Here is a 10,497-nt window from a genome sequence, read left to right on the forward strand (position 1 = left end):
GGGTTCGCGGGGGAGGGCGGGCGGAGGGGCGGGAGCCCGGGCCCGGTGTCCGGCTCCTCGCGCCTTCCCGGTCGCGGTGGTTCGGCCTGGCGGCCCCGCCTGGCGGGCTTGACGCGGCAGAGCGGGCGGAGGGGCGGAATGTCGGCCGCGAGGCCCGCATCCTCGCCCCGCCCCGTCAGGACACGATGTCCTTGGCGCGGAGGTGGCGGAAGGCCAGGGCGGTGAAGACCAGCGCCAGGGAGACCGCGATCGAGACGCCCTCGATCATGCCGGTCCAGTCCGGGTTCGGTTGGAGGGCGTCCACCCAGGCGTACATGCCGTGGGTGGGCAGGAAGCTGCGCAGGGAGCCGAGCGCGGTGATGTTGTCGAGGATCCCGGAGAGGATCGCCAGGCCCACCGCGCCGCCCACGGCGCCCAGCGGGGCGTCGGTCAGCGTCGACATCCACAGCGCGAAACCCGCGATGGAGAGCTCGCAGACGAAGAGGTAGACCGCGATCAGGGCCAGCCGGCCCGTCGCCGTGCCCGCGGGCAGCGAGCCGGCCAGGCTCAGGTGCAGGTCGCCCCAGCCGTACGCGGCCGAGCCGACGCCCAGCGCGACCAGGGGCAGCACCAGCACCGCCACCGCGCTGAAGCCCAGCGCCACCGCGAGCTTGGCGAGCAGCAGCCGCGCCCTCGGCACCGGCGCGGCCAGCAGGTAGCGCAGCGACGACCAGCTCGCCTCGGAGGCGATCGTGTCGCCGAAGAAGAGCGCCACCGGCACGCTGAGCAGGAAGCCGCTGGCCATGAAGAGGACCGCGAAGGCGAAGTTGACGCCGGAGGAGGTCGCGGCCTGGATCAGGGACGGGCTTCCGTCCCGGCCGGAGGGCGTGCCGCCGACCGCGAACGCGGCCCAGACGATCACCGGCAGCGCCACCATCACGCCGAACACGACGGACGTGCGGCGGCGCGACAGCTGGCGGCGCGCCTCGACGCGCAGCGGCAGCGTCCGCGAGGGGCGGTAGCCCGCGGCCGCACCGGACGGGCCGGACGCGGCCGGCGTCGCGGCCTCGGTGGGAACGGTCTCGGTCTCGGTGCTCATGCGCGCTCTCCGGTGAGGGTCAGGAAGGCGTCCTCGAGGCGGCGGTGCGGGCCCACCCGCTCCACCGGCACGTCGAGGCGCAGCAGCTCGGCGAGGAGCTCGGGGACGGCGAGGCCGTCCAGCCGGACCAGCAGGCCCGGCTCTTCGGTGGCGGCCGCGACGGCGGCGACGCCGTCGAGGGCCTCCAGCTTGGCGATCACCGCGTCCCGCGTCTCGGTGCTCATCTCGCCCGTGCCGACCAGCAGTTCGTCGTCGTTGCCGGTGATCTCCGCGACCGGGCCGGCCGCGAGCAGCCGGCCCTGGGTCATCACGACCAGGTGGGTGCAGGTCTGCTCGACCTCGGAGAGCAGGTGGCTGGAGACGATCACCGTGCGGCCGCCCGAGGCGTAACGGGTGATCACCGCGCGCATCTCGCGGATCTGCTGGGGGTCGAGACCGTTGGTCGGCTCGTCCAGGATCAGCAGGTCCGGCAGGCCGAGCATGGCCTGGGCGATGGCCAGGCGCTGCCGCATGCCCTGCGAGTACGTCCGCACGGGACGCTCCAGGGCCTCGCCGAGGTCGGCGATCTCCAGCGCCTGCGCGACGTGCGCGTCCTTCGCGGGGCGACCGGTGGCCTGCCAGTACAGGTCCAGGTTGGCCCGGCCGCTCAGGTGGGGCAGGAAGCCCGCGCCCTCGACGAACGCGCCCACCCGCGACAGCACCGGAGCGCCCGCCTCGACCCGCTGCCCGAAGAGGTGCACGCTGCCCGCGTCCGGGCGGATCAGGCCCATCAGCATCCGCATCGTGGTGGTCTTGCCCGCGCCGTTCGGGCCGAGCAGGCCCAGCACCTGGCCGCGCTCGACGCGGAACGACAGGTCCTTCACGGCGTAGCGGTCAGTCGAGCCGTGGTAGCGCTTGGACAGCCCGGCCACCACCAGCGGCGGCGTCACCGCGTCCGGGTCCGGCGCCTGCCCGGGGCGGCGGCGACGGCGCGCGCCGACGCCGGTGAGCACCAGGGCGGCCGCGACCGCCGCGGCGAGCAGCGGCAGCAGCCACACCCACACCGGCAGCGGCGTCCGGGCGTTCCGCAACGCGGTGTCCATGGGCAGCGTGAGCGGATCGGCGGCGGGCAGCGAGACCCGGTACGTCGCCGGTGCGGCGGGCGAGGAGTAGCCGAGGTCGGTCGTGGCCAGGACCAGGCGCAGCCGGTGGCCGGCGGCGAAGTCGTAGTCCACGGCGGGGAGCCGCACGTCCACCGTGCCGGAGGAGGTGACCCGCAGCGGGGTGACCAGCTGGTGCGGCAGCACACTGCCGCCGTCCGGCGAGACGTCGTAGAGCTTGGCGAACAGGACCGCCGGAGCCTGGCCGTCGGTCGTGACGGTGACCTCGACGTTGGGCGCGCCGGTCAGCTGCAGCGCGCTGTCCAGCGGCGCGGACTCGAACGCGGCGTACTGGCCCGGCATGTCCGAGCTGAGCGGCAGGCTCCCGCCGGTCAGCCCGCCGAGCTGGGACAGCGCGCCGCCGAGGCCGGGCACGGACGACACAGCGGGCGGCATCCCGCCGGCCGGGTTGGCGACGGTCTGCGGACGCCCGGTCAGTACGACGGTGCGGTGCGAGGTCCCGGTGAGGGGCGGGTAGCGATTCGCGCTCGCTCCGTACTGCACCACCTGACCGGCCGACACCGAGATGCCGCCGGTGCGGGTGACCCGGAACGCAGGCCCGGTGTCCACACTCTTGTCGTGCTTGAGGTACCGGTCGAACCAGGCCAGCGTGCGCGCCTGGGTCCGGGCGCTCTCCTGGTCGCCGCCGTCGTGGCCGCCGGAGAACCAGTCCACCGAGACGGGCGCGCCGTTCGCGGCGATGGCCCGCGCCATCTGGTCGCCCTGGCTCAGCGGGAAGAGCGAGTCGTTCTGCCCCTGCGTGATCAGCGTCGGCACCCGGATGCTGCCCGCGACCGAGTCCGGGCTGGACTGCCTCAGCAGCGCCAGCCCGGCCGGATCGGCCGTCCCGGACAGCGCGGCGCGCTGGTAGAACTGGCAGAGCTGGGCCGTGAACCGGCACTCGCTACCGCCGCCGCTGGTGAAGAAGACCCCGGACCAGAGCTTCTTGAATACGCCGTTCGGGAACAGCGCCTGGCCGAGGTCCCACCAGGTGATCTGCGGCGCGATGGCGTCGACCCGCTTGTCGTGACCGGCCGTCAGCAGTGCGATCGCCCCGCCGTAGGAGCCGCCCGCGATCCCCACGCGCGGGTCGTCCGGCCCGTCCTGCAGCACGTCCGGGCGGTGCCCGAGCCAGTCGATCAGCCGCTGCACGTCCGCGACCTCCCGGTCGGGCGCGTCCAGGCCGATCGCCCCGGTCGACCTGCCGAAGCCGCGGGCGGACCAGGTCATCACCCGGTAGCCGTGCTGCGCGAGGTAGCGGGCCTCGCCGGCCATGTCGTCCTTGTTGCCCCCGAAGCCGTGTGCCAGCAGCACGGCTGGCCTCGGGGTGCTGTCACCGGTGGTGAAGTACGCGGTGTCGATGCTGACGGTCTGCGAGCTGTCGGGCGTCTCGGGCATCGAGAACACCCGGTCCTGCTCCCGGACGGTCGGCGCGCCGCCGCCACCGGCGGCGACGGCCGTCCCGCCGCCCACGACGATCAGCGCGGCCACGACCGCGGCGGTCCACCGCCGCGGCATGGGGGCTCTCAGCGGCACGAGCAGGTCCCTTCGGCTCCAGGGCGGGCACCGACCGCGCCGCCGCCAGGCATCGTAGGCACAACGATCACCGCCGCGCGGACGTGCCCCTCCCTGCCGGGGCCGCGGGGACCTCAGTCCTGCGCGTCGAGCTCCGTGAGGAGGTCCAGGGCGATGGCCCAGGTCCGTTCCGCCGCCTCCGCGTCGTAGTCCGGGAGGTCGGGGTCGGTGTAGAGGTGGCCCGCGCCGCGGTAGCGGTGGATCTCGGTGTCCGCACCCGCGCGGGTCATCCGCAGGTACCAGGCGTTCAGCCAGTCCTCCGTCTCGTAGACGTCCGGCTCGGCGACGTGGAGCTGAACCGGGATGGAGGTGGCCGCGTCCTCGGGGATGTCGGAGGTGCCGTGGAGCAGCAGCAGGCCGCGGGCGCGCCCGTCGGCGAGGGCGAGGTTCTGGGCGATCGCGCCGCCCAGCGAGAAGCCGGCGTAGACCAGGCCGGGACCGTCGGCGGTGAGCAGCGGGCCGACCGCCGCGACCGCGCGGCGCAGCAGTTCCTCGCGGGTGATCTCGTCCCCGTAGGCCAGGCCCGACTCGACGTCGTCGAAGGTCCGGCCGTCGAAGAGGTCCGGGGTGTGCACGACGTGGCCGGCGGCGCGCAGGCGCTCCGCTGCGGCGTGGACGGCCGGGCGCAGGCCGTAGGTGGAGTGGAAGAGGACGATCTGGGCCACGGACGGCTTCCTTCGCAGGCTGGACGGGTGCCCGTCCATCATCGCCGATCCCGTCGCGAACGGGACGTCACGGCGTCGCCGGGCTCGGCGGCCTCCTGGGCCGGCCGAAACCGTCGCGGATCGGGGCGTCCGGCGGGTTCCACGCGCGCCGCCGCGCGTGCGAGGCTCCTACTCCGCAGCGCCCAGCGCTTCGCAGCGCCCCACTGTGCTCCGCCGACGACGAGGGGGACCCGCATGGGCCCGTACCTGCCCGACGCCGTACGCCACCACGCAGCGCGACGCCCCGAGGCGCCCGCCGTCACCGAGGACGAACGGACCGTCAGCTACGCCGAGTTGGGCGAGCGCTCCAACCGCCTCGCCCAGGCGCTGCTCGGCGAGGGCCTGCGGGCGGGCGCCCGCGTCGGCTGCCTGGCGCGGCCCGGTGTCCTCGCGGCCGAGCTCCTGCTCGCCTGCGCCAAGGCGGCCCTGGTGGCGGTGCCGCTCAACTGGCGTCTGGCGGCACCCGAGTTGGCGGCGGTCGCCCGGGACGCAGAGTTCGCCGCGGTGGTCACGCAGGAGGAGTTCCTGCCGGGCGCGCGGGCGATCCGGGCCGTGCTGCCCGAGGCGCCGGTCCTCGTGGACGGCACGCCCGGCCCCGACGAGCTCGGCTACGAGACGCTGCTGGCCGCCGCGTCGGAGGCCGATCCCGGGTGCGGCGGCGCGGGCGAGGCGGATACCGTCTGCCTCCAGCTCTACACCTCCGGTACGACCGGGCAGCCCAAGGGCGTCCGGCTCACGCTCGGCAACCTCGACGCCGGCGACCACCTCGTGCGTGAACTGGGCTGGGACCAGTACTCGGTGAGCATGAACGCGATGCCGTTCTTCCACATCGCCGGGGCCGGGTGGCTGGTCCAGGCCCTGGTGGCGGGCGCGCACACGGTCGCGGTGCCGGACCTGGTCCCGCAGCGCGTCGTGGAGCTCATCGAGCAGCGGCGGATCAGCCACACCTTCTTCGTCCCCGCCGTCCTGCACATGCTCACCTCGCTGCCGGACATCGCCACCCGCGACTTCTCCGCACTGCGCCTGATCGCCTACGGCGCCTCGCCGATCACGCCCGTGCTGCTGCGGCGGTCCATGGCGGTGTTCGGCTGCGGCTTCCTGCAGATCTACGGCCAGACGGAGACGGCCGGCAGCGCCACCCGGCTGCTGCCCGAGGACCACGACCCCGACGGCGCCAGGGCCCATCTGCTGCGCTCGGCCGGGAACACCCGCCCCGACGTCCAGGTCCGCGTCGCCGACCCGCTCACCGGCGAGCCGTTGCCGGCCGGCGCGGTGGGTGAGATCTGCACCCGCTCCCACTACGTCACACCCGGCTACTGGCGTCGTCCGGAGGAGAACGCCCGCCTGTTCACCGAGGACGGCTGGCTGCGCACCGGCGACGCGGGCTACCTCGACGAGGAGGGCTACCTCTTCATCACCGACCGGATCAAGGACATGGTGATCACGGGCGGCGAGAACGTCTATCCAGTCGAGGTGGAGGCCGCGCTCGCCGAGCACCCGGCCGTCCTGGACGTGGCGGTCTTCGGCACGCCCGACGAGCGCTGGGGTGAGGCGGTCACCGCCGCGGTCGTCCTGCGGCCGGAGGCGGGCGAGGTGAGCCCGGCGGAGCTGATCGCCTTCACCCGTGAGCGGATCGCCTCGTACAAGAAGCCCCGCATCGTGCTCTTCCTGGACGAGCTGCCGCGCAATCCGACCGGCAAGATCCTCAAGCGGGTGCTGCGCGAGCGATTCGCCGAGGCGTAACTTGGGGCCTCCGCGCGGGGTCGCCGCGCGGGGTCGCTCGAAAGAATCAAGCACCATTGATTTTTTCCCAGGGCGGTGCCATCGTCGCTTGCGACCCCGAAGGGAGGCGACGAGGTGGTGGACGCCGCCGCGGCGGTCCTCGCGGACCTGCACGCCGAATCGCAAGCGCTCGACGACCTGGTGGCCCGGGGCGATCTCGACTGGGCCGCCCCGACTCCCGCTGCCGGATGGACGGTGGCGCACCAGATCGGCCATCTGGCCTGGACGGACGAGAAGGCGCTGGTCTCCGTCCGCACCCCCGCGGCCTTCAAGGACGAACTGCTGCGCGCGCTCGAAGGAGGCGCGGACTACGTCGACGCCGCTGCGTGCGAGCAGGCCCGCAAGCCCGCCGAGCGGTTGCTCGCCGAGTGGCGCACGGGACGCGCCGCGCTCGCCGACGCCCTGGCGCAGGCTGAACCGGGCGCCAAGTTCCCCTGGTACGGGCCGCCGATGAGCGTCGCGTCGATGGCCACCGCCCGGCTGATGGAGACCTGGGCGCACGGCCTCGACGTCCGCGCGGCGCTCGGCCTCGTCCCCGAGCCCAGCGAGCGGCTGCGACACATCGCCCGACTCGGCGTCCGCACCCGGGACTTCGCCTTCGGCGTGCACGGACTCACGCCGCCCGCCGCCGAGTTCCGCGTCGAACTGAGCGGGCCCGCGGGCGAGCTGTGGGCGTTCGGTCCCGAGAACGCGGAGCAGCGGGTGAGCGGGGACGCCCTCGAGTTCTGCCTCGTCGTCACCCAGCGCCGCGACCACCGCGACACCGCGCTGCTCGCCGTCGGGCCGGACGCCGCCGCGTGGCTGCGCATCGCGCAGGCCTTCGCGGGGCCGCCCGGCAAGGGACGCGGGAGCGAGAGCGGCGCGACGCCCGGGGGGACGGCGTGAGCGAGCCGCCCGAGCGCGCGCAACTGCGGGAGACCGTCCGGCGCTTCGTGCGGTCGCAGGTGCTGCCGCATCTCGACGGATGGGAACGGGCCGGGGAGCTCCCACGCGAACTGCACCGCTCCGCAGCCGCGTTGGGCCTGCTCGGCGTCGCCCTGCCGGTCGGGGTCGGCGGCGGGGGAGGGGACCTGCTGGACGCGCTCGCCGTCACCGAGGAGATCCTCTACGCGGGCGGCTCCGGCGGTGTGGTCGCCTCGCTGCTGACCGGCGGAATCGCCCTCCCGCACCTCGTCGCGGCGGGCGATCCGGAGCAACTGGACCGCTTCGTGAAGCCCGTGGTCGCGGGCGAGTCGATCGGCGCGCTCGGCATCACCGAACCCGACGCGGGCTCGGACGTGGCCGCGATCCGCACCACGGCCCGCCGGGACGGCGACCACTACGTCGTCAACGGCGCCAAGACCTTCATCACCTCCGGCTGTCGCGCCGACTTCGTCACCACCGCCGTGCGCACCGGCGGTCCCGGCGCGCACGGGGTCTCGCTGCTCGTCGTCGAGCGTGGTACGCCCGGATTCACGGTCACCCGGCGGCTGGAGAAGCTGGGCTGGCACTGCTCCGACACCGCCGAGCTGTCGTTCGCCGACGCCCGGGTGCCGGCGGCGAACCTGGTCGGGCCGGAGAACAGCGGGTTCCTCCAGATCGCCACCCAGTTCGTCACCGAGCGCCTGGCGTTGGCCGCCCAGGCCTACGCGACCGCGCAGCGCGCGCTCGACCTGGCCGCCGACTGGGCGCGGCAGCGCCACACCTTCGGCCGCCCGCTGATCTCGCGTCAGCTGGTCCAGCACACGCTGACGGAGATGGCCCGCCGGATCGACCTGGCCCGGGTCTACACCCACCACGTCGCGGCCCGCCACGTCGCTGGCGAGGACGTCGTCACCGAGGCATGCTTCGCCAAGAACAGCGCGGTCGAGACCGCCGAGTGGGTCGTCCACGAGTCCCTCCAACTCCACGGCGGCACGGGCTACATGCGCGAGTCGGAGATCGAGCGGCATTACCGCGACGTCCGCATCCTCGCCATCGGCGGCGGCGCGGACGAGATCCTCACCGGTCTCGCCGCCCGGCGCCTCGGCTACAAAGCCTGAGGCGGCGGCCGGGAGCTTCGCGTAGCGTGGCCCGCGACCCGGACGGATCCGCGGAGGAGGAACGTCGATGCTGCTGGCCACACCCCGCCTCACGCTGCGCCGGTTCCGCGAGACGGACGCGCCGGAGCTCGCGGCCTACCGCTCCGACCCGGACGTCGCCCGGTACCAGGGGTGGAGCGCGCCGGTGACGGACGAGGCCGCGCGCGCCTGGGTGCACGCCTTCGCGGCCGGCTCGCCGACCGAGCCGGGCTGGTTCCAGTACGCGGTGGAGCTGACGGCGGAGCGGCGCCTCATCGGCGACATCGGCGTCCACCTGCACGAAAACCGCCGCCAGGCCGATCTGGGCTTCACCCTGGCCCCCGCCTGGCAGGGGCACGGCTACGCCACCGAGGCGGTGCGCGCCGTCCTGGCCGACCTCTTCGAGAGCCACGGCCTGCACCGCGTCTCCGCGGAGTGCGATGCCCGCAATGCGCGCTCCGCCGCGCTCCTGGAACGCGTCGGCTTCACCCGCGAGGGCCTCCGCCGGCAGGGCACCTGGATCAAGGGCGAGTGGACCGACGACCTGCTCTACGGCCTGCTGGCCGCCGACCGGGCGTAGCCGGGCGGGGCCCGCGACCTGCCAGGAAGCGGCGGCGGACCGTTGCCCCCGCCTCCGGCGTTCGTCTACCGTGGGCTTGAGCGGTGCGGATTCAGTGCCGTTTATGCCACGGCAGGACGAAAACGGTTGCCTGAGAGGGCTCGACATGTCAGAAATCGCAGTCACGGACCGGACGCGCCATCGGCGCATGCGGGAGAACGGCAGCACCCGCAAGGAGGACCTGGACGCGGTGCTGGCGGCCGGGTTCGTCTGCCACCTCGGCGTGGTCGTCGACGGGGCCCCGATGGTCGTGCCCACGTGCTACGGCGCCACCGCCGACACCCTGTACTTCCACGGCTCCGTCGCCAGCCGGAGCCTGCGGCAGGACCCCGGCGCGGAGGTATGCGTCACGGTCACCCACGTGGACGGTCTGAGCTTGGCCCGCTCGGTGTTCGAGCACGGGATCAACTACCGCTGCGCGATGATCTACGGCACGCCGCGGCTGATCGAGGACGACGAGAAGCTGGAGGGCCTGCGCGTGCTGACCGAGCAGTGCGCGCCCGGCCAGTGGGAGTACGCGCGGCAGCCTAACCGCAAGGAGCTCGCCGCCACCGCGCTGCTCGCCCTCGACCTCGCCGAGGCGTCCGTCAAGGTCTCCGCGGGGCCGCCGGAGGACGGTGACAGCCCCGACGCCGAGCTGGGCCTGTGGGCGGGCAACGTGCCGATCCGCCCGCTCTTCGGCGCCCCCGTCCCGGCCCCCGACCTGGCTCCGGGCATCGCGCTCCCCGCGCACATCGCGGCATTGCAGACCGGCTGACCCGACCTCTGCGTCGCGTCCGTCGCGTCCGTCGCGTCAACATCAGGGGGCCAGGCGTCAGGAACGCGTCAGGAGCGGCTCTCGGCCTGTGAGCAGCGGGAATGACCGGTCTAGCGTCGAATGCGCACCGGGTTCCGCGGCATCCGCCGCAGTGAACCGGTGGTTGACGACTGGTCACGCTCACGCGCGTCGGAAGGATGCCGGCAATGACTCGGTACATGGACGGGGACGACCCGGAGCCCGCAGCACGCGTCCCGGCCGGACGGCTGCTGGTCCCGGTCCGGTCGGGCCCCGCAGGGGATGTCCTGCGACTGTTCCGCACGCCGCTGGGCGCGCGGACGGCGGTCGGGTTCACCAGCATGCGGCAGCTGGCCGCGGTGCTCGGCCGCGAGCAGGGCGCCGTGGAGATCGCCGAGACCGCGCTGCGCGCCATGGCCGCCACGCTCGGCGTCACGGAGCTCACCGTCGACCCCCAGCTGGCCGCGGCTCCCGCCGCGGCGCTGCACGGCCCAGACGGCTGGCACCCCTGGCGCGCCCACAGCCCGGCCGCCCCCGACCTCGTCGCCCCCGTGGCCGCTGAGCGCGTCCGGAACGGCGCGGGCACGCCCGGTGCCCGGCGCGGCCCGGGCGTCGCGGCGGCCACCCCGGGCGGCTCGGCCCCCGCAGGAGCGCCCGTCACCTCCGGGAGGTCGGTCACCTCCCGGGCACCGGCCCCCTCCGGGACGTCGGGCGCCCATCGCATCCTCGGCGCCCCTGCCGCTTCCGCCGGCGGCCCGCCGGCCCGCGTTCGTCGTCGCCGCTGCG

General features: G+C 74.4%; 9 protein-coding genes. 6 read left to right on the forward strand and 3 right to left on the reverse strand.

The features are described from left to right. Positions 1–175: 175 nt before the first annotated feature. The 3 genes from TR48_RS05665 to TR48_RS05675 all read right to left on the reverse strand — a co-directional run bounded on the left by TR48_RS05665 (position 176) and on the right by TR48_RS05675 (position 4,496). Positions 176–1,078, reverse strand: a complete 903-nt coding sequence (locus tag TR48_RS05665; protein WP_042364776.1) for a DUF2705 family protein — start codon at positions 1,076–1,078, stop codon at positions 176–178. Further along, on the reverse strand, positions 1,075–3,735 hold the full coding sequence (locus TR48_RS05670; protein WP_042364777.1) for an alpha/beta fold hydrolase: 2,661 nt from the start codon (positions 3,733–3,735) through the stop codon (positions 1,075–1,077). Before TR48_RS05670 ends, TR48_RS05665 begins: the two co-directional genes overlap by 4 nt. A gap of 131 nt (positions 3,736–3,866) precedes the next feature. Beyond that, positions 3,867–4,496: a dienelactone hydrolase family protein gene (locus TR48_RS05675; protein WP_042364861.1), complete on the reverse strand. Its 630-nt coding sequence runs from the start codon at positions 4,494–4,496 to the stop codon at positions 3,867–3,869. A gap of 195 nt (positions 4,497–4,691) precedes the next feature. On the opposite strand from TR48_RS05675, the gene TR48_RS05680 reads away from it, so the two are divergent. The 6 genes from TR48_RS05680 to TR48_RS46540 all read left to right on the forward strand — a co-directional run. Continuing rightward, positions 4,692–6,239, forward strand: a complete 1,548-nt coding sequence (locus tag TR48_RS05680; RefSeq protein ID WP_042364778.1) for a long-chain-fatty-acid--CoA ligase — start codon at positions 4,692–4,694, stop codon at positions 6,237–6,239. Positions 6,240–6,356: 117 nt separating this feature from the next. Beyond that, positions 6,357–7,163: a TIGR03084 family metal-binding protein gene (locus TR48_RS05685; RefSeq protein ID WP_042364862.1), complete on the forward strand. Its 807-nt coding sequence runs from the start codon at positions 6,357–6,359 to the stop codon at positions 7,161–7,163. Further along, positions 7,160–8,299 carry an acyl-CoA dehydrogenase family protein gene (locus TR48_RS05690; RefSeq protein WP_042364779.1) on the forward strand — a complete coding sequence of 380 codons (1,140 nt, stop codon included), beginning with the start codon at positions 7,160–7,162 and terminating at the stop codon, positions 8,297–8,299. The genes TR48_RS05685 and TR48_RS05690 overlap by 4 nt, the downstream gene beginning before the upstream one ends. 67 nt (positions 8,300–8,366) lie before the next feature. After that, positions 8,367–8,897, forward strand: a complete 531-nt coding sequence (locus TR48_RS05695; protein ID WP_042364780.1) for a GNAT family N-acetyltransferase — start codon at positions 8,367–8,369, stop codon at positions 8,895–8,897. A 187-nt stretch (positions 8,898–9,084) separates the two neighbouring features. After that, a complete protein-coding gene (locus TR48_RS05700; RefSeq protein ID WP_236652022.1) occupies positions 9,085–9,693 on the forward strand; it encodes a pyridoxamine 5'-phosphate oxidase family protein in 609 nt (202 codons plus the stop codon). A gap of 206 nt (positions 9,694–9,899) precedes the next feature. Beyond that, a partial coding sequence (locus TR48_RS46540; protein ID WP_063770914.1) for an SAV_915 family protein occupies positions 9,900–10,497 on the forward strand: 598 nt, incomplete at its 3' end.

This window comes from Streptacidiphilus neutrinimicus, from assembly GCF_000787815.1.
Taxonomy (GTDB): domain Bacteria; phylum Actinomycetota; class Actinomycetes; order Streptomycetales; family Streptomycetaceae; genus Streptacidiphilus; species Streptacidiphilus neutrinimicus.